Raw genomic sequence first — 25,140 nt, forward strand, 5'->3', positions numbered from 1 at the left:
AGTTTGTAAATTTTGAGAATGAAGTTTGCGCTGTTTTACACAAAAAAAGCTCATGCAGATAAAAACATGAGCCGAGTTGTTCAAACCAACTTATTGAATTGGCATTAATGTTTGTACGTCTACCAAAATATTTGGAATATTCAACACATAAGCCGTGCCATGATCCCAAGTTGTATTAGTCCTATAGGTAATTTGCGAGTTTTTAGCAGCCTCTCCACTCAGTAAAGTATCTGTGGCAGCTTTTGGAACCGTCGTATCCATGGCACCTTGATAAATAATAATCGGCGTATCAATTTTCACTTGTAATGGTTGCGAGTCGGTATCCAAAAATTTACGCACTGGTGACAGATTCATAAAGCCACTTTGGGTGCGCGGATAATTGCTAATATCCCCTGCATGCGTTTGTGCATAAGCCTGCATCCCTAAACCAAACTCCTGCCCCAAAGAGGTATAACAGTCCGTTTCAGCATTATCGGCAATTTGGTCGGTTGGGGACTTAAACACTTGGCTGTATTGCAAAGTAGGATTTGGATTACGTAAGCCTGCGGTAATTAAAGCTGTAAAGGTATCTAAAGACGCTAAGGTGGTAATCTTTTCGGTTAAATCCGTTTGTTGTGCCGCTAAACTTTCACCCGCAGTTAAAATCAATTCAAGATTGGATGCAGGTGCAACCGCTACCGTACCTTTATAGTCCAGTTGCGCTCGCGATTGATATTGCGCTGCGCCTAATGCGGCATGTCCACCTTGTGAATGCCCAACAGTCATCCAGCGATTCGATACCTTATTCCCTAAATAGTTTCGTGCTGCCACTACAGCATCAGTAATTGAAAAGGCTTCACTCTTTACATTCAAGAATGGATGTAACTCATCATTGGCAGGCTCACCCAAACCTTCATAATCTGGCGCAACCACGACATATCCCGCAGCGAGCAAACCTTCAATCATGGCTTGGATATAGGTGTTTAATTGACTTCGGCTCGGTGCACAAATATCGGCTACACCCGTTGTTCCATGTGCCCACACCACAATTGGCCAACCTTTGGCTGGTGGTGCTGTTTTAGGGGTAAAGACCAAAGCTGTTGCTTGAACCTCAGTATTATTCATACCGAGCATTTTATAGGTCATGACCACACTTCCACCCGCAGTTGCAGACATATCCGTTAGGGTATAAGCAGTTGGTGTCGTCACCACCGGATTCACAATATTATTTTTAGGAATACTATCGCCAGAGACATAAGAGTCATGGTCATCATCATGACATGCACTCAACAACAGGGTGGAACTGGTGAATATCGCAATCAGCAATTTCTTGTGCATGGTTATTTCCTTATTCAATTTTTATTGTTTTTGCTTAATTTTTCAGCAACGTTTTATTTTTACGCTTTTTTCTGTTTCTGTTCAATTTATTTTAAATTCAATCTTAAAAAAGCTGATTCGGCCATTTTCTAAAGTAAAAAGCTTGCAGGAGCAGATGAAACCCCTCCTTTAGATTTGTTTCACTCCCCCTGAAAATGTTAAATTGAGCCATTCAGCTGCACCTTAGGATTTTCATATGCAAGCCATTATTCTGGATACAGAAACTCATACCTTAAATGGTCAACCCATTGAAATTGCATATGCACCTATTGATGTTCAGAATGGAAAACTGACTTTGGATAAATCGAAGCTATTTGACCAACTGTATAGTGTCGATGAGCCCATTTCTTTTGCGGCGATGGCTGTACACCATATTCTTGAATCAGATTTACTAAACAAACCGCACTACAGCAGCTTTACCCTGCCGCCCGATACGCAATACATTATTGGACATAATATTGATTATGATATTCGGGCGATTGAAAAATGTGGTGTTAATTCCAGCTCGATTAAAGCAATTTGCACCTTGGCACTGGCACGTCGTGTCTGGCCAGATGCCGAAGCGCACAATATCTCTGCCTTAATTTATATGATCAGTAAAGGCAGTGAAAAAGCGCGCGAGATGATTAAAAAAGCGCATCGCGCCGATATGGATATTATTCTGACTGCCAATATTTTAATGCACATCGTGCATCAACTAAATATTAACAGTATGGAAGAGCTATATGCAGCTTCTGAAGATGCGCGCATTCCACGCAGCATTAACTTTGGCAAGCATCGTGGTACCAATATTTCAGATCTACCTGCTGACTATATACAGTGGTTATTGCGCCAAGATGATCTTGATCCTTACTTGCGCAAAGCATTAGAAAATGTGAGTTTAGTCACATTATAAATCTATGATTTGTAATTAAATTTTAACAATAGTGTAATTTTCACACAGTATAGTCTGCTTAATTTATCTCATGGAATAAATTAAGACATGATTCACTATTCTAAAACACAACTAGGACATGACGCACTAAAACAACGTAGCTTGCCATTAAATGCTCGTCAACGCCGCTTACTGGTTCTGATTGGAACTGAAGATTTTGAGTCCATGAACGAAATCTTCAAGCAGCGTCTTGCTCCACCTGAATTGATTGAGCAACTGAGCGAAATGGGGCTGATTATGGCTTCCAGCGTTAAAGCGATGGCGGAGCCAGAAATTCAAGCTGTAGAACCTTTAGCTGAACCACAAAATTCGCCAACTCCGCATTCAAGCAATCCCGTTTTAACGCCAACAACCGAACCAAACTTTCAGGTAGAAATACCTGCTGATCCACAAACTCAGGCGGCATTACTTTCTCATGATCAGATTGTTCAACCTGCTGTACCAGAACCCGCTGAGCCTGCATTTGAAGATTTAGTCGCACTGGATTTTGAAGATGTAAAATATTTAATGGCACAGCTTCTACAGAAATATTGTGGGCTAATGGCAAAACAACTGGTAATGCGCATTCAAGGTGCTGAAGATCTGCGCTCTTTAAAACTCTGCCAAATGCAGTGGATTACCCAATTACAAGAAACTCGCATTCCACCGAAAGAGTTGAATCGGATTTTGCATCAGATTAATTTTTCGCTGCAACGACTCAATCCAGCATAAACTTTAAGAGATATTTTGTTTAAGCTCAGTGGAATTGACACTTAGCAGCATATTTATGAATTTTAAAAGCTTATATTTATTAGAGCCTTGCTGCTCTTTCTTATTTTTAAATATTTCTTGCAACGCTTGAGATACCAATTCTTCGACTTAAGCGTTATAGCTTTAGGAAACACAATATCGGTGAAATAGAACAATTTAGGGGCAAGCAATGATGCCAATCCACCTTGTTTTTCATCCAGATGATCATCCCGCACAACTGAAAAAGGTAGGTAATTGGGTGATTACTTTTCCTGCACGCAGAGAAAACAGTGAAACACTGCAACTGATTATTCATAGTGTGATTCCACAGCAGATGAACCAGAACATACAATTACTGAATTTAGAAATCCACCAAAGTTCGCTTGATCATCACTGGGAAATCTTAACTATGAGCTATTTTGATGGTGAACACGCCATAGAGTTACGTCCAGATACAGAGAATCTGATTGCTATAAAAATGCTGAAAGAGCTGATTCAAGAATTTGGAAAATATGATGTAGAACTACAATTGAAATAAACTGAAAAAATTAAGTTGATTATAGATAAGCCATCAAAGATATTGTGGTTTAAAATTGAATACTATACACAGCAAGAACTCGCATTTCTGCGAGTTCTTTTATGTTGGATGGCTAGTGCTGATTATTTATTTGAACTTTACGTTGCAAATTCAATTAGCTGTCAATGATCCGTCCAACTACTTCGTAGCTCTTAGTGTTGCTAGCTACTGTAGTTTTAATATAGGACGATGCGCTTTAATTGGCAAGTGGCTGTGACATTAAGCTACAAGCGCTATAACAAACCTCTATTGACTGAAAATCCATCAAATATTTTAATATTTAGCCTTTCACCAATCCACATTCACACGTCGATTCGGACCTAAACAATGAATTAAACTTTCACTGCGCTGAGCGCCTTCACAACTTTGATATAAATCAGTTTTATTGTTAGCTTCAATTCGGATGCGATGCGGCGACACTCCATACTGCACCAATAACTGCGCCACAGTATTTGCACGTGCCTGAGATAATTTTTGATTATAGGTGTCCGAGCCTAACCGATCTGTATATCCAGACACGATGACAGGACCAGTACCACCAGCTTGATTAATCCTTTTTGCAAGTATATTTATTGAGTTTTCACCTGTCACAATACCTGCAGAATCGGAGCGATCAAACTCAAACAGGATATCAATAGCACTTTCTGTAGTAGCAGGCTCAGCCGCAGGTTGTAAAGGTTTAGGTTTTATATCTTGCTCTGAATATGCTGCCAACTTTTCACAGTCTTCGCCCTTCCAACTCAACCGTTCAGATAAAGATTTTCGGTCGAAGTCGACCCTGAGCTGACAACGTTGATATCGCTGCGTGTTAGGAACCCGAATATCTAATACATAATTCCATATTTTGGGTCCAAAGATGCCTTCATTAAATTGAGGATTGCCTAAAATATGCCGAAATTGATTCTTATCCAGACCAATATCCAATCGCGCAATATCATTGACTTCATAGCGTTTAACTTGTTTTAAATAGCTTTTCTTTTGCTTAGGAAAACTCACTTGCTGTGCTGTAGGTGTCACAGTTTCAGCAGCCTGAATCGATAAGGGGGCACACAGCAACATACCATAAAGAAGTTTATTTTTCATAGCTGTTATTCTCTTTTATATTCTAATTAAGTGGACAAAACTAAATGACTAATAATAGGCTTAATCAAGTACACCACTGAATCCAATACGTACACTTGGATCCCCCTGTGAAGCGGCTGCCATACCTCCCGTAAATGACCAACGTCCATTATCAGCCGTCTTACGCAATGTCACCCCAACCGCATTTTCACCACCATGGTATGCAGCCCCAGCAGCATAAGTGAATTTTCCTGCTACAAATGGTGCACCTTCCATTGCCATAGCTGCTGCAATACCTGCATTTGCCTTTTTCTCTACATCATCAATTCGCCCATTGGTGTTATAGAATACCTGCTCGATTCGATCTCCTAAATTGGTAATTCTGTCGCCCAAATCAATATCAGCTTGATTGAGTGCGCCTAAAGCATCACCTACATTATGGTATGTCCCCTTGTTTACATTATAAGTAGGGGCTGTGAATTGTCCGTTTTCATATTTTGCGCCCCCACCTAATGAGGTCGTAATATATTGATTTGAAGTATGAAGTTGCGAACCATTGACGGCATCTTTTGAGGTACTAGAAACTTCTCCTGATGCGACATTGGTCACTTTTTTGTTCCCTGCATTAATACCATTTTGGTCTATCGCAACATCACCTACTTTTACATTATTTGCGGTAACCGTATTTGAAGTGACCGAGTTAAACTTCACATCATCTGCAGTCGCCACAACAAATTCTTTACCTCCAGCACTGTTCTTGGTCTCTGTCACTGTAATGTTTTGACCAGAAACCACTGTGGAATGTTGCCCAGCTTTTTGATTGATTGAGCTAATTGCATCATTGATGTTAGTTGCCCCTGTTCCCCCAATGTTCACGATGGTATTGCCATCACCGCCTTGGAAAGCCCCATCTCCAATAATGTCGTGAATCTGGCTACCATTGACTGCATCTTTACTGTACTGAGCGATACTACCTTCGGCAACATTAGTCACTTTATTACCTGCTGCATCTATGCCATTTTTGGTCACACTTGGTCCACCCTTAATCGTTAGACCATCTGAATTAATGACGGCATCTCCTGCCGTGACACTATTAACGTTTATATCATCTGCCAACTCGACCGTAACATCGGTACCTGCGAGTCCAAATTCAATGTTTCCTTTTTTACTCGAGAAATCAACGATAGATGTAGAATCCACAACATTCGGACTTTTTGATCCATTTGTAGTTAACAACCAGCCTTTATTTGAGTTTTGCACACTGTCACTAAGTGACTTTAACTGATCTTCTGTCGCTGCCTGTCCACTGACATAATTATTGGGATCGAAAGTTTTATTGGTTAACCCCCCAATCGTTCCTGTCGAACCATTTACTTTCACAGGGTTTGCACCTCCAACAATAATTTGTGTAGGTCCCATTTGGGTTTGGTACAGACCATTACCAAGATTAATACTGCCTGCGCCAATCAGACTACTATTGGTTCCATCGCTGACTAACGTTCCATCTATGGTACTGGTATTGGTTTTATTACCATCTTTTAGCTCAACTTTGCCATCAGTGACCTTACTTTTTCCAACCGTTAAACTACCTGCTCTGGTTAGATCAATATTTTTAGATAATTCGACTTGAACTTTACCCCCTGAGACTTTGGTACTGATATTACTATCTGCCCCAATCACCTCAATGCTTTCACCCAATGGCTTAGTGATGGTATTGCCATCTTCCGCACTTAAAGCAAAGCCAGCATTGTTCAGACCCGTCTGCATCTCTTTAAGCTGTTCTTCTGTCGCTGCACGACCAGCTGTCGCAAAGTCACTACTGATTGTGGTTTTATTGGTTAAGCCTGTTACCGTACCTGTATTACCATTCACAATCACAGGATTTCCACCTGTAGCAGGTCCAATTTTAACGACAGGTTCTAAACCAAAAGTTATCCCATTATTCCCTGTATTGATAATTTTGATATTGCTATCCGTTGCATTAAAATCAACATTCTCACCCAACGCAATCGTGTCTTTTGCACCAGTGTCTGCATTTGCACTAACCGTAAAACCTTTATCAATAATTTGTTTGATTTGACTGCCGTTTACAGCATCCATTGAACTATCGGTAATATCACCCGCAGCAACATTGGTGATTTTATTGGTTCCCGCATTGATACCTGTCACGGTAACGCTTGGTGAATTCGGGACTGCACCACCACTCGAATTCACAAAGGTTAAGCCTTTACTGTCGATTACTGTTCCACCAGCATTAACACTGTCGAGCTTAATATCTTTGGCAAGTTTTATCGTGAGCTTATTATCGGTACTATCTGCTACGACGCCAATATTATTGTCTGTCAGATTGGCCGCTACAGATTCACCACCAACTATACTTAAACGCTGTCCCAATCTCCGATCGACATTGACACCAGCATTATCGCCCACAAATGTCAGCGGCGTTGCCAATTGATCTTCGGTTGCAGCACGTCCAGACACATAATTGATTGGGTCGAAAGTGGTATTGGTCAGACCTGTAATCGTGCCATTTTTGCCATTAATGGCAATGGTTGCACCACCTGAAAGCCCGCCAACATTCACGACTTCAGCCAGCTTCAAATCAATATCAGCCCCAATATTACTAATCAGTAAGTTATTGTCACTATTTGAAAAGTCGACTGTCGCATCAGGTGCAACATTTGTAGTACTACTCACATCTTTATTGGTAGTTAAGTTCCAACCTTTATTGGCATTTTGGGCAACATCATTGACCAATTTAAGCTGTTCTTCCGTCGCAGCTCGTCCAACTGTAGCAAAATCCGCCTCTGTAAGTGTCTTGTTGGTCAACCCAGTCAGCGTACCTGATGTACCACTCAGCAGGACATTATTGCTTGCATTGCTTAAGTTAATACTACTGGCATTGCTGATATTACTACTCGTACCTGAACTGATCACGGTTTGAGTTGAGGTACTCATATAACTGTTATTGGCACTGTCTTTAATTTCAACCTGACCATCCGTTACTTTAGATGTCCCTACAGTTAAACTACCTTGAGCACTAAGGTCTACATCTTTTGCCAACTTCAGTTGTAACGTATCTGTACCATCTGCGACCACACCTATATTGTTATCGGTAAGCACCCCTGTCGCACCACCTTTAACATTCAACTGCTCTCCTAGTTTTCGGTCTATTTTGGTACCAGTATCACCTGCAAAGCTCAATGCTGTATCTGCCAAATCTGTAATGGCTTGATTTGTTTGATAGAGTTGACTGCCGTTGATTGCATCTGTACTTGCAGCACTGACCCGCCCTGCGGCAACATTTACAATGGTTCTTTCAGAGCCAACATCTCCCACACTGACACTTGATGATGTCGTTGGAGCACCTGCAAAGTTATAGGTTTTCCCATTAATGATGGTAGATGGCGTAGCGACATAAGCCGCAGAAACCGAATTATTTCCAAGCACCACAGCATTTTCATGCGAAGCCGTTGCCGACTTACCAAATACGGATGCACCTTTTGCCGTTACTGAAGCGCTGTTTCCTATAGCAACAGCATCTTCCAACAGTGCAGATGAACTGGTACCAATAGCAACAGAATTCAAGGCATTTGCATTAGACTGTTTGCCCAGCGCAATAGCATTCACACCATTAGAAGTTGCATTATTACCAATCGCGGTTGCATCTCGAGCACGACTGACACTGTTTGTACCAGCAGCAATCGCATTTTCACCAGAGCTTTCAGCATTTTGACCGATTGCTGTTGCCTTTGCCGCGAAACTCTTTGATTGTGAACCAATCGCTAAACCATCTTGTGCGGTACTATTTGCATCAGAACCAATAGACGTTGAACTCACGCCTGAAGCTTTAGAATTATCCCCAAATGCCATCGCATCTTCTGCACTCGCATTCGCAAAACGCCCTAATGCAACCCCTTGAGCACCACTAACTTTAGCCTGATAACCAATGGCAGTACCATTGTCTCCTTGAGCAAGCGCCTGACGTCCAATCGCAATACCTTGATCAGCAGTATTGACCTCTGAATCACTACCGACGACAACCGCATAGTTGGACTTAGTTCCATCGGCTTCAGAGCCATTACCAATCACAATTGTATCTTCACCTCTACTTTCAGCACTCTTCCCCATTGCAATATTATTTGTACCTGTTGCAATAGAAGAATCACCAATCGAAATTGAGGAAGCACCCACAGCACCTGCACCCGCACCGATTGCCACAGCTCGCTCTCTAGCAGCAATAACATTATTCCCTAATGCAATACTGCCGACTGCAAGCGTGGAAGTACTTGCACTTGGACCAATCGCTAGTGAATTGTCACCACTTGCGCCCGTATTATTTTTATTATTGATATCGCCTGTTTTTACTGAAAAGTATTGCGGTCCAGCTTCTTCTACAGCTGCTTTTAACTGTCCGACATTAACGGCAGAAGTCAGGTCATTATCATCTGCCTTCACATTACGAATAATGGTTCCATCAGTGCCAACTAAATTTACCACTGATTTATCTGAGTTATACAACACTGCATCGGGCACAATGCCACCAATTTGCCCACTTCCCAATAAATTAAACGCATCTTGAATTGTAGTAGGCAATTGACTGGTATTGCCTGTCGATGGATCAATAACATTCACTTTGATTAATGGCAACTTACCATTGCTATCAATAGTTGCAGGGTTTCCAGTGGAATCTGTCGCGCCCATCACGCGGATAATATCACTTTGTAGCGCTTTAATTTGATTGACCGTCACCGCATCTTGCAAATTAGAACCATCTGCGACATTGGTAATACGACGTTGCTCATTGTCATTACCAACCGAAACGATATTGAAACCACCAACACCACCAGACACATTGGTAATATAACCATTACCCAATGAATTATTCTGAGCAATACTGCCTGAACCTAAGGCAACGTCACTTTGGCTGGCAACAGAATCTAAACCAATGGCAACCCCTGATGTTCCTATTACACTGGAATCATAACCTAAGGCTATCCCTCCCTGAGCAGCATTCGCTCGCGTACCTACAGCCACAGCTAAACTCTCAGTAAAAGTTGCAGCACCAAGAGCGACAGAGCTTTGTATAGTCTCATTTCGGTCTTTATTACTGCCAAAACCTATAGAAATATTCTGATTACCAGATAAATTTGACCCAGCATCTGTACCTAAGGCAATATTATAATCAGAGCTAGTTGTATTCACCGTCGCATTACTGCCTGCGCCCACACCAATTGCAATAGACTGATTCCCCGCAATATTTTGACCAGAATTTGCCCCGATTGCGATATGGCCATTACGGTCGACCGTACCCGAACCTATAGATCCTACCCCTGCATCATTACCAATTGAAACACCATCTGCAACGCTGGCTTTAGCCCCATCCCCCACAGCCACAGAATGTGCACCACCAGATACCGCTTGATTACCAACCGCTACGCTGGCACTACCACCAGCCGCCGCAGCATTACCAAGTGCAGTCGCATTGGTCGCTGCGGAAGCTGAAGTACCAATTGCGTTAGAATTATTGCCTGCTGCATTTGCCCCATTACCAATTGCATTTGAATTGCTACCTGTTGCTAGTGCGGTATTCCCTACAGCAATACTAGATGGCCCACCCGCCAAAGTTGAAGCCCCTAGTGAAACACTTTTGTCCCCAACCGCCATATTCGCGCCATTTTGAATAGCACTGACAAACTGGGTCACTTGAGCAGGTGTAACAGCTACACCGTTAATCTCCGTAATACTTGAAATGTCGGTACTTGTTGCAGTGACAGGAATGCCATTAATCGCTACGATTTGCGTATTTGAAACATTGTAGGTGGGTGTCAGTGTCCGTGATTGACCACCATTACCAATAGATGTCGAGTTCGTGCCGAGCGCCCCCGTTTCTTTACCAAAAGCTATCGAATAATCATTTAATGCATTTGCAGTATTTCCGACCGCGATACTATTTAAGCCTGTAGCATTCGAAAAATGCCCGACAGCAATGGATGACTCGCCTTGTGATTTTGCAATAGGACCAATAGCAACAGAATTTAGACCTGTTGCCTCAGAATCAGCCAAAGTCGAATTGGTATGAAAATATTTAATCCCCTGACCACTTTGGAAAAGCAAATCGTTAATCTGACCACCAGTCACCGCATCAGTTGAACCTGCAGCAATATTTCCATCTGCCAGATTTGTCAGCTTGTCCCCGCCAATGTCCAAACCATTTGGACCACTGGATAAGGTGGTACTATTGCTTGAATCACCAATTTTAACCGTATTAAATTCAGGATTATCGATGGTTGCAATTGAAATATTGGTACCTGTGTTAGTCACAGCAATATTTCTCCCATCTATAAAATTTATGGTGTCTGTTGCCTTGACCGTTGTTGTAGAACCACCGTTGGTTTGTAAGCTCCATGTCTGGTTTTTTAGTGTATTTAAATCCGCTTCAGATGCTTTACTGCCTAACCCTGTATTAACATCATTGACTTGGTTATTCAGGGTATTAAAATCCGATTGCGAAGCCTTAGTATCTAATCCTGTATTAGCATCATTCACCTGATTATTTAAAACATCGAAATCAGACTGAGAGACCTTTGTCGTCAAACCTGTTGCAGCATTATTAACTTGATCATCCAATGAGGTTAAATCGCTTCGGGTCTGTGTCAGATTATTATTCACATCAATGAGAGAAACGCCATTGGCAACGACATCACCTGTAGAGGTTAAGCCACCTGTCAGGGAGGCGTCTCCAATAACTGAAAAATTTCCATTTACATTCAGATCATCATTAATATCCTGAGCTTGAGAAAATCCAGAATATAAAATTGATAGTACTATGGCTGATGTTTTAATGATTTTATTGATCGAAGATTTTTTTTGCCCTTCGCAGTTTCAGAGACAGCAACCCAATATCCTAAAACTGCATTCCAGACTAACTTATACACTTTATTCATATTATTACCTTTTTATAAAAAGCATTTTAAATTATTAAAAGAAGCGTAATTTTTTATTGATATTAAAATGCACAATTTCTTCATAATTTTCAAAATTGTTTACCAAATGATACATTCTTAGAACAATTTAGAAATACTTAACACTCATAACAGACAATTTAAATAAATTTATAATTATAATTTTCATATATTTATACATTTTTTAATTTCATTTTATTATTTACACAAAGTTACACTACATTTTTTCTATCAAACATCAATAAAAATCAAAAAAAACCACCTCGAAGTTAATTATTTTATTTCCATCAATCACTTAAAATAATAGATTCTGTTTACACATTTTAATTTTATTAATTTTTAAGAACTCAATATTTTATAAAAATAAAAAAAAACAGAGATTCCAACCTAATAAAGAAAGACTACAGTTTGCGAAATAGTTATTTGCAGCGTATTTTCTAAACACAAAAATTAAATAAATTCGAAAGAAATATATTGACCCAATAATAAAGTGAGACCATAGGCATGATTGAATGGTTACAAAATGAATTAAAGCATAGTCCTGAAATACTGTTGTTTTTATCACTGGCTATCGGTTTTTGGATTGGTCAGTTTCAATTCGGAAAATTTCAATTCGGAGGTGTCGCGGGTTCTTTACTTGTAGCAGTGGTATTAAGTCTAATTGGTGTGCCTGTAGATAATGGCGTTAAAGCCATTTTATTTGCGTTATTTATTTATTCAGTGGGTTTTGAAAGTGGTCCTCAATTTTTTAAATCTCTAGGACCGCAGTCGTTAAAAGAAATTTTGCTTGCCGTATTTATGGCAATCAGTGGACTGATTACGGTCCTGATCATGGCAAAGATTTTTAACTTAGATAAAGGCCTGGCTGCTGGTTTAGCCGCAGGTGGCATGACTCAATCTGCGATTATTGGCACAGCGGGTGATGCGCTGTCTCGTTTAGATTTACCCCTTGCTGAAATTCAGAAACTGCAAGCCAATGTCGCAATTGGCTATGCGGTCACCTATATTTTCGGATCGCTTGGTGCGATCATTGTATGCGTGAATATCTTGCCTAAATTTATGGGGAGAGAAATTCATGATGATGCTTTAAAAGCACAATCTGAACGATTAAAAGGCGCATTTGAATTAGCACCAGGTCAAGAACTGGCCATGCCCGAGATTGTTGGACGTATTTATAAAGTACAACAAGCCTCAGGGCAAACCATTGCAGAGATAGAGAGCAAAGTCCCTAGTTTCACCATTGAAAGACTGAAACGTAATAACCAACTTCTTGATATTACACCCGAAATGACACTCCAAGCAGATGACGTTGTACTCGTTGTTGGACGTCGCGCAAGTGTTGTTTCCATCTCTGAAAATATCGGATCTGAACTCCAGTCCTCGCAAGGCATGGAGATGATCATGGATACCAGCGATGTGATTCTTAGAAACTCCAAATATATTGATCGCACGCTAGGTGATATTAAAGCCAACACCCCAGCCTATTTAAAGCACGGCATATATATTCTCAGCATTCAACGTAATGAAGAAACTCAAGCCCTAAGTGATGACACCATTTTAAAGCAAGGTGATGTCGTCACGGTATACGGTACGAAAAGTGATTTAGACCGTTTAATTAAAGAGGCAGGTAAAGCACTACCAGAAAGTCTAAAAACGGATTGGATTTTTCATGGAGCTGGTTTGGTCGTGGGCTTGCTGATTGGGTTATTTGTTGTTCGTATTGGCGGCGTTCCCCTCACCTTAGGTGCAGGTGGTGGTGCACTCTTGTCAGGGCTTTTATTCGGTTGGCTCCGTAGTCGAAATAAAGTGCATGGCAATATGCCTTTGGCGGCATCTCAACTCCTTAAAGATTTAGGTCTGGCAGGTTTTGTTGCGGCAGTCGGACTACAGTCTGGGCTGCAAGCAATTCAAACCATTAAAGAAAGTGGTCTTTCGCTGTTCATGATTGGGGTCGTGGTTACCCTTGTTCCGTTAATACTCTCCATGTTCTTTGCGCGTTATGTACTTCGTTATGACAACGTCGCTGTCATGGCTGGTGCACTTTCAGGTGCTCGCAGTGCAAATCCTGCATTCGGTGGAGTACTCGATAAAGCAGGAAACTCTATTCCGACAGTACCTTTTGCCATCACTTATGCATTAGCGAATGTATTTTTAACTTTACTCGGACCACTGATTGTCGGTTTAGCTTAACTCATTTTGATCTACAACTTTTACACTTCAAGATAATAAAGGAGACTTCCCATGGGGAATGTTGATTACTCAAAATATGCAAAACTAAGTCCGTTTGAACTTAAAGATGAATTAATTGCCTTAGCGCAAAGCCATACTGATCGAATGATGCTGAATGCAGGTCGCGGAAATCCGAACTTTCTTGCAACCATCCCCCGTCGTGCATTTTTTCAGCTCGGATTATTCTCTGCAACCGAATCAGAATTTTCATTTTCCTATATGCCTGAGGGATTAGGTGGATTTCCACGACCTGAAGGACTGCAATCACGTTTTGACCATTTTGTCCTCGAAAATAGAGACAAAGCTGGTGTAATATTTTTAGGTAAAGCGATTTCCTATGTCCGTGATCAATTGGGACTTGATCCAGATGCCTTTTTACTTGAAATGGTCGAAGGCATTCTAGGCTGTAACTACCCTGTTCCTGATCGAATGCTGCGCGTCAGTGAAAAAATTATTAAAGAATATGTTTTACGAGAAATGGGCATCCAAGGCATGCCGCCTGAAGGCTTGGATCTGTTTGCTGTTGAAGGAGGTACTGCTGCAATGGCATATATCTTTAACTCCCTTAAAGAAAATAAGATCATTGCAAAAGGAGATCGAATCGCAATCGGCACACCGATTTTTACGCCATATTTGGAGATTCCTAAACTCAATGATTATCAATTGGAAGAAGTACTGATTCAAGCCGATCCAAACTTAGGTTGGCAATATTCAGAATCTGAATTACGTAAACTAGAAGATCCATCTATCAAAGCATTCTTTTTGGTCAACCCAAGTAATCCTCCTTCCGTAAAAATGAGTGATGAAGGCTTGGCGATTTTGGCGGATATCGTCAAAAAACGACCTGATTTGATTATTCTCACTGATGATGTGTATGGAACTTTTGCGGATAATTTTAAATCTTTATTTGCCATCTGCCCTGACAATACGATTTTGGTTTACTCATTTTCAAAATATTTTGGCGCCACAGGATGGAGACTCGGTGTTATTGCGCTGAGTAACAACAATATATTAGACAAGAAAATTGCCGACCTCTCAAAAAAAGATAAGCTCGAACTCGAAGAGCGTTATTCATCACTCACGACCGATCCTTCGAGTATCAAATTTATTGACCGCCTTGTCGCCGACAGTCGCAATGTTGCCTTAAATCACACAGCTGGACTCTCAACCCCTCAACAAGTTCAAATGGTGCTCTTTGCACTCTTTAATATGATGGATTCACGCCAAAACTATAAAAAAGCTGTGAAATCAGTCGTCCGTGAACGTGATGCTGCACTGTATCGTCAACTGGGTGTTGAAATTCCACAGGATCCAAATGCTGTTGACTACTACACTCTGGTCAATTTAGAAAATACCTCGCGTACACTATATGGTGATGAATTTGCTGATTGGATTATGAAAAATAAAAATCCAACTGAATTATTATTCCGCGTAGCAGATGAAACAGGCGTGGTACTGTTACCAGGTTCTGGGTTTGGTGTGCAACATCCTTCTGCACGAGCCTCATTAGCAAATTTAAATGAATTTCAGTATGCCGCAATTGGAAATTCATTACGTAGTTTTGCAGAAGAAGCCCATGAGGAATATAAAAAGACCTTCAAGAAAAAATCGAAGTAGTTTTTCAGTTTATAGTTTAAGGGCTAGATAAAAATGGGCTTTCAAAGCCCATTTTTAACATTTAAAGAATTTCATGATCTTTTAACTTTGAAGAGAAAATTTAAAGTGAAATAGAGAACTGATTAGTAAATTTTGGAGATAAATCAAAACTGAATGAATTTTTCAATTACGCTAAATTAGGCATTAAGTTATTAAATTTATAAATAAATAATTTGGTGCGCTCAGCGCGCACCTTATCAACCAATTAAATAATTGATTTATAACTATTAAATTTATTCAAATTTTCTATATACCGTAAAAAATACCGTGAAAACTTAATACGCTTTTTATACTAAATATATACTGGACTGCCACCACTCTCCTAGACAAATATGGCCCATTCCGTATTCACACCATTCAAACAGATAATGGTCATGAATTCCAAACAAAGTTTCATTGGCATTTAAATGATCTGGCTATTTACCATCGATATATCAAATCTCGGACTCCTAAGCATTACGGTAAAGTTGGGAGATCTGATCCTAGCCAAAATAATGGACACAAAGTCCCTCTAAAGCTAACGTAATGTTAACTTTGGAGATGTAAAAATGGCTAAACGCTTTAGTCCAGAATTTAAACAGCAAGCAATAGATTACGCACTTTCAAACTTGCACGAGTCTGTCGCAGCAATCGCCCAGAAACTAGGTGTGGGTTATTCAACATTAGATAAATGGATTCGTGAAGCTAATCCAGCAGGTTCAAGCAAACTCCAACTCTCGCCAGAGCAACAGCGTATTCTCGATTTAGAAAAAGAAGTCAAACAACTCAGGGAAGCCAATGATATTTTAAAAAAGGCGCATGTGTACTTCCTGACAGATAATGCCAAGAAAAGTACACGGTAATCAAGAGTCTAGCTATGACTGAAATTACGACTTCTTCTGCCTGTAAATGCCTAGGTGTTAGCACGTCGGGCTACTATGCTTGGCGAAAGAGACAGATTTACGTCAAGCAGAAGTATACTGATTTAAAAGCTGTATATTGGCAGCACCACGCTCGCTTAGGAGCACCTTCATTGGTGCACGACATGCATGATTTAGGTTACTGCATGAGTGAACGTACAGTTGGGAGAATACTGCAAAAGCTCGGTTTACGCAGCAAGATTGCACGTAAATATAAGCATACGACTGATTCAAATCATCGTTTGCCGACAGCACCGAATTTGTTAGATCGCCAGTTTACAGTCATACAGCCGAATAGAGTCTGGACAACTGACATAACGTATATCCATACCAAAGAAGGTTGGTTGTACTTATGCGTGATGCTAGATTTATTTAGTCGTCGTATCGTGGGTTGGCAAACTAGCCATCGAATAGACCGTCAATTGGTGTGTGATGCATTTAATTATGCAATGGCTCGTCAAGGCTATCCAATAGGAACTCTGGTACATTCTGACCAAGGTTCACAATACTGTAGTCGAGATTTTAGAGCGCTATTATTAACGAATAACTGCATCCAAAGCATGTCACGCAGAGGCAACTGCTGGGATATGCAGTAACAGAAAGCTTCTTTCACACATTAAAAGGTCATGTGGTACACCGTAGTGTGTTTACTACCCGAAAAGAAGCCAAGGCTGTCTTATTTGAATATATTGAGATTTACTACAATCGAATTAGACGGCATTCTGCAAATGGCTGGTTAAGTCCTGAAGCATTTGAACAGAAATATTTTAAGAATTTAGAGGGATTGACTGTCTGTAATATTGTCTAGGATCAGGCAATATTTCCGCTATTAATGAGTGCTCGGTTATATGAAGACCAATTGGTTGTACGATAAATTTTAGGTGTAGGCTTATTCATTGGAGAATTATATTGTGGAATAAGCCTTTAGAGATAGGTTTGTGCAACAAATCCGTTTTCAACCAAAGTAAAATTAAATAATAATTATCCTCTGACCTATCCCTTTTAATGCCAAAAAAATATATTTTTCAGATATGATCGACTTATTTTAGATATCTTGGCAATGCTCCTTTCTTTCTTTTTCTAGAAGATCCTCATATTCAGGACGATCTTTAAAGAAATCAAAAATAGTAATCTCCTTAAGACCAACTTCAATGCGCTTTTCATTTAAGCCAACTAAATCATTTTTGATTTTATAAAAATCATTGACTCTTTCCTTTTCACAGAACTGCGCTGTCTTTTGATCTAATTCAGCCGTTTTCTGTTCTAGCTTTTTAACAACTAAATTTATGTCACTTGTAAATTTATTTAACTTATTCCAAAAACTCATTACTACACCTTTAAAAATTCAATTTCTATATAATTTGTTAAACCATTAAACATTTATAAAATTATATTCCTTTAATAGAGGCTTATTTGCACCATCTCCTAGTTGATTATTAGTTTTAGCAACACAAGCAAAATACAATTTTACTAATGGCCAATGAGTACGCAAAGTTCTAGCTATTTCATGAGCAGTAGCACCTGTAGTAGAAACATCATCAATAATCAATACCTTTTGATCATTAAAATCAATACCAGATACTATATTTTCATTTAAACTATAACTACCAAAAATATTCGAAATTCGCTCATCTTTACTCGATATATCATGCATAGGTTTAGTTATTTTTTTAACTAAAATATGAGGCACATAATCTAAAGAAAGTTTATTACTTAGTGATAATCCTATTTTTTGAGTACCAATTTTACTTTGTGGCAAAACTTCACTTTCATTACTTGATAATGCTCTTACACAGAATTTAATTTTTTCATCTTTAAAAGTAGTAGCCATAATATCCGTACAGTAATCACCAAAACTTCCAAAATCACCTTCTTTCAAAGACAGAATTCTGTTACTAACATGCGTTAAATCTGTATTTTTCAAATAATAAAATAGTGCAAATGATTTTTCGAAATTACTATAGTTTAGATTTAACATTTTTCATTTTCTCAACTAAACCAACCTTTTTTCTTTGTTTGCTCAATAATAATTTTTTGATTTTTTTCCATTTCAGAAAGAAATGAATTAATTTTTAAAAAACTCTCATTCTGTGAATTATTCAAAGAAATAATTGATTGCTCCAATTCTTCAATCTTTCTATAAATTGCTCCTATTTTAGTTTCAACAGTAGCCTTAAGAAAATTTATTGAAGTTTCAATCTTATTGACATTGATTGAATTTTTTTCCTCAATTTTATTTAAATTTTGTTTTATTAAATTTAAATTATCATTTAATTCAAGTTTATTTAAAATCTGTAAATATTCTTCATTTTTTTCATGAACCTTTTGAAAATTATCATAAATAAAAGATTGATTTGTAGAGCTATATTCTAAAAATTCATTTAATTTGTAATTTTGAGAATTGATTACATCTTTGATATCAACCTTAATTTCCCCTAAAGTTAGATCAAAAGATTTATTCAACTGAGACAAATCAAGTTGATTGAAAGCAGATATGATATTTTTATGCGTATCTCTTACTTCATCAACATAATTAGAATATTCCAAGTAATTGGTAGAATTATTCCATTTCGTAAAATTATTTTCAAAAATTTCATTCATCTTAGAGATTAAACAATCAAAATTATTTTGATATTCTGTTGCTTTTTTATCAAAACTTTGCATAACCTGAATAGTTTCATTCTGATCTAATTGTTTAATAATCAGAGGAATTTTTAAAGATATATGCTTCTGCTCATTAGTTATATCATAGACTTGTTTCATCAAATTTTTAATATTTTTTTCTTCTTCTTTATAAATATCATTTGTATTTTCAATGTCTAATTTAATGTGAGTAAGTACATCATTTAAATTCCTCAAAATTTCTGAATTTCTAGAATAACTACTTACAAGATTTTTTAGGCTTTGCAGACTTTCGTAGGCTTCTCCCATACTTTCTTGTACGATTTCCATAGTTGATTGATCTATTTTCGCGCTCATATTTTTTCCAAACCGAAATCATTAAAAACTGAATTAATGTAATTTACTAACAACTTATTTTTAGCAAATGTACTTGATGGATACTGCCTTACCAATATCTCTACTGGAGCTTCCAATTTTTCATATTCCCATACTGCAAATATTTCGTCTAAGTGTTTAAATAGCATAATACTTATTTGTTCAGTGATATGTTTCAAATATCTCATTGTATCTTCAATATTTTCAATACCATACTCTTCCAACCCATTTAAAGCCGCCCGAATCTCTTCAGTACTCCTCATTAATGAAGATTGATCAATAGATAAATTTCTTGTTATCGCACTCAGTATCAATAATCCAGGATGCGTCGAATAACTTTCCAAAACACGTTGAACAGCACCATATAACTCACGTATGTCATCAGGTGTTAGATTTCCTTCAACTATTCTAACCCATTCAAAAACGTTATCTTTATGAACTAACTCTTCTAAAATATTTGTAAAGCTTTCTGATGTTTGTAAATAAAGTAATAAGTTTCTCTCAAATTCTTCAGGTCGTTTTATACCTATACGAACCATCTCAAGCATTTGTCTTGATGCCTGTCTACGTTTTCTCTCAATTTGATCATATACATAATCAATGAATACAGATGTAACTGATTTTTCCAAATCATAAAGTTGTTCATAATTCAAAGTATTGATCTGATTCTTTTGTTTTAGAATTTGATAACGACTTCTATAATACTCAAATTTATTTGCATAATATTTTTTTAGTTTTACAACTTCATCCTTAATATTCATCCAATCAGAGTTTAAGTCATAAAAGCATACTCTAGCTTTGTAATCTTTTGTATAATCTCTTAGCACCCCCATATGCAATAATCGCACAAGCGAATACTCTACGGCACTACCATCTTTATCTCTAGGAATTATATCCCATCGCAATAAATTAGAACCATTATTTAAAATATTAAATCTAATCTGATTTAGAACAATCATTAAATTTTCAACTTCTTGTTCTGGTGTTCCAAAGGCACTTTTATGAAAATAAAATGCTCCTAAAAAATCACCAGGAGCCCATCTATTTACCTTATCAAAATCTTCATAAATTTTTGTTGCTGTAGATATATTAATGTCTGGTGATAAGATTTTATCAACAACCTCAGAATTTTCATCTGAAAATAATATTAATCCTTCAGAAGGCTGCTTATCTCTGCCTGCACGACCAACTTCTTGATAATAACTTTCAGGAGAAGAGGGTGTTGAAAAATGGATTACTCTACGAATTGATGGTTTATCAACCCCCATCCCGAATGCTTTAGTAGATACTAATATTCGGAAACTTGGATCAAAACTATTTATAAACTCTTCTTGGTTTTTTCTTTTTATCTCATCCCAACTACTTCCTTTGATGCATTCAAAATTCTTTGGTTTTGATCCAGCATAACATCGGATTTCTTCATTTAAAATACTATTTAAACTTGCAGCAATATTGTATACACCTTTGTTACCATTAACTGCATCTGTAAAAATCAAAATTCCATCTGTTTTATTTTTATTTATGTCGATAAAATTTTTAACATTTTCCTGTAAATAACTAAGTTTATTTTCTTGATTAACTAAAGTACATTTTAAAGTTAGCTCAGGCCTTCCCATACTTTTTGCTTGAACCAAACAATTTGGATCCTCTAATCCTAACTCGCGTCTTACATCAGCTAAAACGACTGAAGATGCGGTCCCTGTAAGAGCTATCAATGGTGCAGAGGAATCCAGTCGTAGTGTTCGCTCTTTTACAATTCTACTAACACTTAAATATGCTGGTCTAAATTCATGTCCCCATTCACTCACACAATGGCATTCATCAATAATAACCTGATTAATCTGCCCAAATACAAATTGATAGTACTGTAGAATTTCACGGAAACTTTTTATTAAAAAACGTTCGGGTGACACTAGGATAAATCGTGATTGTCCATACACTAATTTATCTTCTTCAATCTTCTTTTCTTCTACTTTAAGAGCACTACTTATCTGAGTAACTCGTGTTATTCCAATTTCATTAAATCTGTCATATTGATCCTGAATTAGGGAAATTAATGGGGCTACATATATACTTAGACCTACATTAAGGAGTCCAGATAATTGGTAAATTAGACTTTTTCCACCACCTGTCGGCAATAGGCCAATGACATCATTCTTTGAAAATATTTTTGAAAAAATATCATATTGCCCATCCCTCAATGACTTTTTTCTGAATAAATATTGAACAAAATAATTAACACTATTTAGGGGAGGATTCGAACTTCCTTTAAAATTATAATGTGCATTAAATGATGGTTCCTTTGCAACACGATGTACAGATCTCGACCAATAGTATTTAGTATTCTTTTTTCTCGTATCTGGGTAAATATTACTTAATGGATCTACATCAACAATTATAGATGTACATTTAGTATGCTCTAATTTTATTTCACTTACATATTCAAAATCATATAAATTAAATAGATGATTTAAAAATATATTTAAGTCATGCAGGGCAATTTCTTTGATCCAGGAATCACAATGATGACATTCAATTCCTACTGTACCATTTAATTGTAAATCATTATTGTATAAAGCTTTTAATATTAAAAATTGTATCCTTGTAATTGCAGTACTGCCCCAAGCTAAAGTTATTTCAGTCATTGTTCTAGCTGGATAATTCTTATACTTTAAATTCTTTAATTTTTCGATTAGTTCATTAGGATATTTTTTTACTCGAACATCTTCAGTCGAAATACGAAAAACACTCCATCCATATGATTTTAATGAAAAGTCACGAACTTGATCTAGATAATTTTGAGCTAAAGACTTATGTTGTTTACCGTCAATTTCAATAACAACTTTAACATCATCACCATCATCAATGCTGAAATCAACTCTTTGACCTTTAAACTCAGGCCCCAAACCAAGATCTTGTAAAAAAGTTTGTGCAGATAAAGTATGAATATGGTTTATCCCTAGTATTTCAACTAAAAAATCATCATAAAACAACTTTTCTACGTTACTTCCTTCAAAACTTAAGTTAAGTTGTTTCCAATATTTATCGAAATTAAAATTCTGATTTTCTGAGTTAAAAATTCTATTTTCAAATACATTCTTTAATTTATTACTATCATACTCTCCAAATATAGGATTTATAAATTCTAAAGAAATAGCTTCCTCATTAGGCTCTTGTGAATCAAAATTAAAATTACTTTTTGCGTATTCAAATAGCTTCTGTTCTACTAATACACTAGGAATTGTCCAATCACCTCTTTGCAAGATTTGGGTTGCTAATGTATAGATAAATTTTTTCTCTTTATTAAAGTCTCCTTCTAATTGCTCAGGCCCCCCCCAAGCATGACTAGATCTAAGATCTAATAAATTTTTTATTTGCTCTTGTTTATGTCTCCATTTTTTTTGCTTAGAACTAAAAATAGATCCCCATAAATTCGAGTTTCTTAGAAAATTTGGTAAGCTAGAAGTTCTTGTTAAATAGATGCTCATGACTCTATTTTAATTTGTTAAGTATATTTTTAATATAACAAATTATTTTTAATAAAAAAATATTTAAATGAATATACAAACTATTTTTGTATCATCACATCAATTCCATTTCATCCATTTCCAAAACTGTTTCAAAGATTAAATCTGCCTTTGACTCACGCAAACTATCTCTATCTTCACTACCCCAGAGGGCAGCTACTGAAACTACATTAGCCCTTTTTGATGCAACAATATCATCCTTTGTATCTCCAACAGAAATAATAGAATTACACCCATATTCATTAATTAATCTATTTTTTGCTAAAAGTATTGGCTCTGGATGAGGCTTATGCATTTTCGTGTCATGATAACAAACTAGAAACTTTGCTTTAATTCCAAAACTAGCAATTACATTTTCACAATACGAACGTGGCGAAGATGTAACAATACAAAATGGAATATTATTTAAAACCAATCTATTTAAATAACACTCAATCCCATCAAAAAATTCAAATTTATTGATTTTTGAATATACTCCCCCCCAATTCCCAGCCTTTCTATTTTCTAATGCACAAACACTATTAATCAATGTTTGATCAAGATCAAATATAATTCCGACATTTAATAAGGAAGAGTTTAAGACTTTTTTGAATTAAACATCTCCTTTTTAACTAAGCTAACCATAGTGTCTAATTCATCTTTTGTACCTAGTGGTTGAGCAAGTCCATCTGCAATCAATTTTATATTTCCTTGAACCTTTTCCTCATTTCTATACTTTTCAGGATGATCCACACAAAATAAAGTTCGTTCAAGCTCAATAGTAGTTTTAACCGCATGCATAGTCCCCCCTTCTATTCCTGTCTCAACAACAATAGTCGCATTTGAAAGACCAGCTTGAATTCTATCTCGTGCAACAAATGAATTTTTACTAGGTGCCATACCAAAAGGATATTCGCTAATTAACAACCCATCTTGGTCTAAAATTCTTTTAGCAAGGGTTATGTTTTGCTTAGGATATATTTCTTGTAAACCATGAGCTAATACTGCACAAGTAAAACCATCTTGATTAAGTGCCCCTGTATGCCCCATAGCATCACAACCAAGAGCCAACCCACTAATTACATTAATATCTCTCTCAGCTAAAACTTCTCCAATTCTTAATCCAATTTTCTCACCATATTGTGTTGGTACTCGAGTACCTATTACCGAGATTGAAGGAGATGTAATTAATTTTTCTAAATTACCTTTATAATTTAAAATTAACGGAGGAGTCTTTAACATTTTTAATGCCTGAGGATAATTACTATCTGTATATATGATATTTTTTATATTATTCTGATCATTACTTTTAAATATTTGTTCATAAGTTCTTTGCCATTTCACATATTGTTCTGAATCAAATTTCTTGAGTTTATTCGGAATTAACTCTTGTATAAAATCAATTAGCTCTTTATCTGTATAATTACTTGAAGTCAATTTATTTATAATTGTTAATGCAGTTACATTACCAACTTGAGGTAAAAGTAAAATTTTTTGAATTAACTGATAAGTATTCATATTATTCAACTTTTCAATAGATTTATATTAAATTCAAACACTTAACCAAAGATAATATCAACAATTATTCTCCTTAACTATAGAGTCTTGTGTTAAATTCCTTATATTTTCAGGTTCATTTTGATGAAGTTAATTGTGTTCAAAATCCCCCCACTTTTCACTTCTACCAATTATAAACTAGAGGACTTCCCTCTAGTTTATAATTATTTCCTCATTCATCTGATAGTTAAATAGTCATATCCAAAAAAACTTATTTACTTTCTATAAAGCGGCTAAAAACTTCTGAATTTGGGGTGCTCTCTCAGAAGCATATTTGTATGTTTTTATTATACTTTCCAGCTGTTTTTTGGAACTAATAGGCATATGATAAGATCTAAGGCAAACTCCCTCTTTAAACCTACCAATACGTATACTCATCCCTAACTTACCATCTTTTGTGAATTCGCCACCACTTGGTATGGCTGATTTCAATTGTTCGTAGTCTTCCCAATTTTCTTTAAAGGCCAAAATATAGTCATTAATTGAACTGCCAGGAATCGAAACAAAAGTTCCATTATACCTAAGATCTACTCCAGCAAAATAATATGAAATCTCCCAAGAATTTTTATGGACTTTTAATGTTCCTCCACATGATAGTTCTTCTTGATAAGTTCCAACTGGCATTTCTTCATCCTCAAGATTTAACATTATTACAACAAAGTTTTCTAAAGTT

General features: G+C 37.0%; 16 protein-coding genes and 2 pseudogenes. 7 read left to right on the top strand and 11 right to left on the bottom strand.

The features are described 5' to 3' along the window. Nucleotides 1-90: 90 nt before the first annotated feature. Nucleotides 91-1,317 carry an alpha/beta hydrolase gene (locus tag GWK51_RS01680; RefSeq protein WP_161932423.1) on the bottom strand — a complete coding sequence of 409 codons (1,227 nt, stop codon included), beginning with the start codon at nucleotides 1,315-1,317 and terminating at the stop codon, nucleotides 91-93. A gap of 235 nt (nucleotides 1,318-1,552) precedes the next feature. On the opposite strand from GWK51_RS01680, the gene GWK51_RS01685 reads away from it, so the two are divergent. The 3 genes from GWK51_RS01685 to GWK51_RS01695 all read left to right on the top strand — a co-directional run bounded on the left by GWK51_RS01685 (nucleotide 1,553) and on the right by GWK51_RS01695 (nucleotide 3,557). Beyond that, complete coding sequence (locus GWK51_RS01685) at nucleotides 1,553-2,251, top strand: DUF3820 family protein (RefSeq protein ID WP_161932424.1); 699 nt, start codon at nucleotides 1,553-1,555, stop codon at nucleotides 2,249-2,251. Nucleotides 2,252-2,338: 87 nt separating this feature from the next. Continuing rightward, nucleotides 2,339-3,001: a hypothetical protein gene (locus tag GWK51_RS01690; RefSeq protein ID WP_161932425.1), complete on the top strand. Its 663-nt coding sequence runs from the start codon at nucleotides 2,339-2,341 to the stop codon at nucleotides 2,999-3,001. Nucleotides 3,002-3,209: 208 nt separating this feature from the next. After that, on the top strand, nucleotides 3,210-3,557 hold the full coding sequence (locus GWK51_RS01695; protein WP_161932426.1) for a hypothetical protein: 348 nt from the start codon (nucleotides 3,210-3,212) through the stop codon (nucleotides 3,555-3,557). A 327-nt stretch (nucleotides 3,558-3,884) separates the two neighbouring features. On the opposite strand, the gene tpgA is transcribed toward GWK51_RS01695, so the two are convergent. The 3 genes from tpgA to GWK51_RS16550 all read right to left on the bottom strand — a co-directional run bounded on the left by tpgA (nucleotide 3,885) and on the right by GWK51_RS16550 (nucleotide 11,605). Then, a complete protein-coding gene (tpgA, locus tag GWK51_RS01700; RefSeq protein WP_161932427.1) occupies nucleotides 3,885-4,679 on the bottom strand; it encodes a trimeric autotransporter adhesin/peptidogylcan-associated protein TpgA in 795 nt (264 codons plus the stop codon). 60 nt (nucleotides 4,680-4,739) lie between these two features. Then, a complete protein-coding gene (locus GWK51_RS01705) occupies nucleotides 4,740-11,330 on the bottom strand; it encodes a YadA-like family protein (protein ID WP_328703723.1) in 6,591 nt (2,196 codons plus the stop codon). Between the two features lie 155 nt (nucleotides 11,331-11,485). After that, complete coding sequence (locus GWK51_RS16550) at nucleotides 11,486-11,605, bottom strand: ESPR domain-containing protein (protein ID WP_235941037.1); 120 nt, start codon at nucleotides 11,603-11,605, stop codon at nucleotides 11,486-11,488. 522 nt (nucleotides 11,606-12,127) lie between these two features. Here GWK51_RS16550 and aspT point away from each other — a divergent pair. From aspT to GWK51_RS01720, 4 genes and pseudogenes are all read left to right on the top strand, one after another. Further along, nucleotides 12,128-13,813, top strand: a complete 1,686-nt coding sequence (aspT, locus tag GWK51_RS01710; protein ID WP_161932428.1) for an aspartate-alanine antiporter — start codon at nucleotides 12,128-12,130, stop codon at nucleotides 13,811-13,813. A gap of 51 nt (nucleotides 13,814-13,864) precedes the next feature. Beyond that, a complete protein-coding gene (locus GWK51_RS01715; protein ID WP_161932429.1) occupies nucleotides 13,865-15,469 on the top strand; it encodes a bifunctional aspartate transaminase/aspartate 4-decarboxylase in 1,605 nt (534 codons plus the stop codon). A gap of 376 nt (nucleotides 15,470-15,845) precedes the next feature. Then, nucleotides 15,846-15,995 (top strand): annotated as a pseudogene (locus tag GWK51_RS16555) (IS481 family transposase); the annotation flags it as partial. Between the two features lie 61 nt (nucleotides 15,996-16,056). Beyond that, nucleotides 16,057-17,215 (top strand): annotated as a pseudogene (locus tag GWK51_RS01720) (IS3 family transposase). A 237-nt stretch (nucleotides 17,216-17,452) separates the two neighbouring features. On the opposite strand, the gene GWK51_RS01730 reads toward GWK51_RS01720, so the two are convergent. From GWK51_RS01730 to GWK51_RS01760, 7 genes are all read right to left on the bottom strand, one after another. After that, entirely contained in the window at nucleotides 17,453-17,734 is a 282-nt protein-coding gene (locus GWK51_RS01730; protein WP_161932430.1) for a hypothetical protein, read from the bottom strand. A gap of 45 nt (nucleotides 17,735-17,779) precedes the next feature. Continuing rightward, nucleotides 17,780-18,385 carry a ComF family protein gene (locus tag GWK51_RS01735; protein WP_161932431.1) on the bottom strand — a complete coding sequence of 202 codons (606 nt, stop codon included), beginning with the start codon at nucleotides 18,383-18,385 and terminating at the stop codon, nucleotides 17,780-17,782. Between the two features lie 11 nt (nucleotides 18,386-18,396). Continuing rightward, nucleotides 18,397-19,386 carry a hypothetical protein gene (locus GWK51_RS01740; RefSeq protein ID WP_161932432.1) on the bottom strand — a complete coding sequence of 330 codons (990 nt, stop codon included), beginning with the start codon at nucleotides 19,384-19,386 and terminating at the stop codon, nucleotides 18,397-18,399. Continuing rightward, complete coding sequence (locus GWK51_RS01745) at nucleotides 19,383-22,892, bottom strand: DEAD/DEAH box helicase (RefSeq protein WP_161932433.1); 3,510 nt, start codon at nucleotides 22,890-22,892, stop codon at nucleotides 19,383-19,385. The genes GWK51_RS01740 and GWK51_RS01745 overlap by 4 nt, the downstream gene beginning before the upstream one ends. A 94-nt stretch (nucleotides 22,893-22,986) precedes the next feature. Then, a complete protein-coding gene (locus tag GWK51_RS01750; RefSeq protein WP_161932434.1) occupies nucleotides 22,987-23,460 on the bottom strand; it encodes an HAD family hydrolase in 474 nt (157 codons plus the stop codon). Between the two features lie 47 nt (nucleotides 23,461-23,507). Continuing rightward, nucleotides 23,508-24,428 carry a DNA-processing protein DprA gene (locus GWK51_RS01755; protein WP_161932435.1) on the bottom strand — a complete coding sequence of 307 codons (921 nt, stop codon included), beginning with the start codon at nucleotides 24,426-24,428 and terminating at the stop codon, nucleotides 23,508-23,510. A 261-nt stretch (nucleotides 24,429-24,689) separates the two neighbouring features. After that, nucleotides 24,690-25,091 carry a hypothetical protein gene (locus GWK51_RS01760; protein ID WP_161932436.1) on the bottom strand — a complete coding sequence of 134 codons (402 nt, stop codon included), beginning with the start codon at nucleotides 25,089-25,091 and terminating at the stop codon, nucleotides 24,690-24,692. Nucleotides 25,092-25,140: the final 49 nt, after the last annotated feature.

The organism is Acinetobacter kanungonis, assembly GCF_009939195.1.
GTDB lineage: Bacteria > Pseudomonadota > Gammaproteobacteria > Pseudomonadales > Moraxellaceae > Acinetobacter > Acinetobacter kanungonis.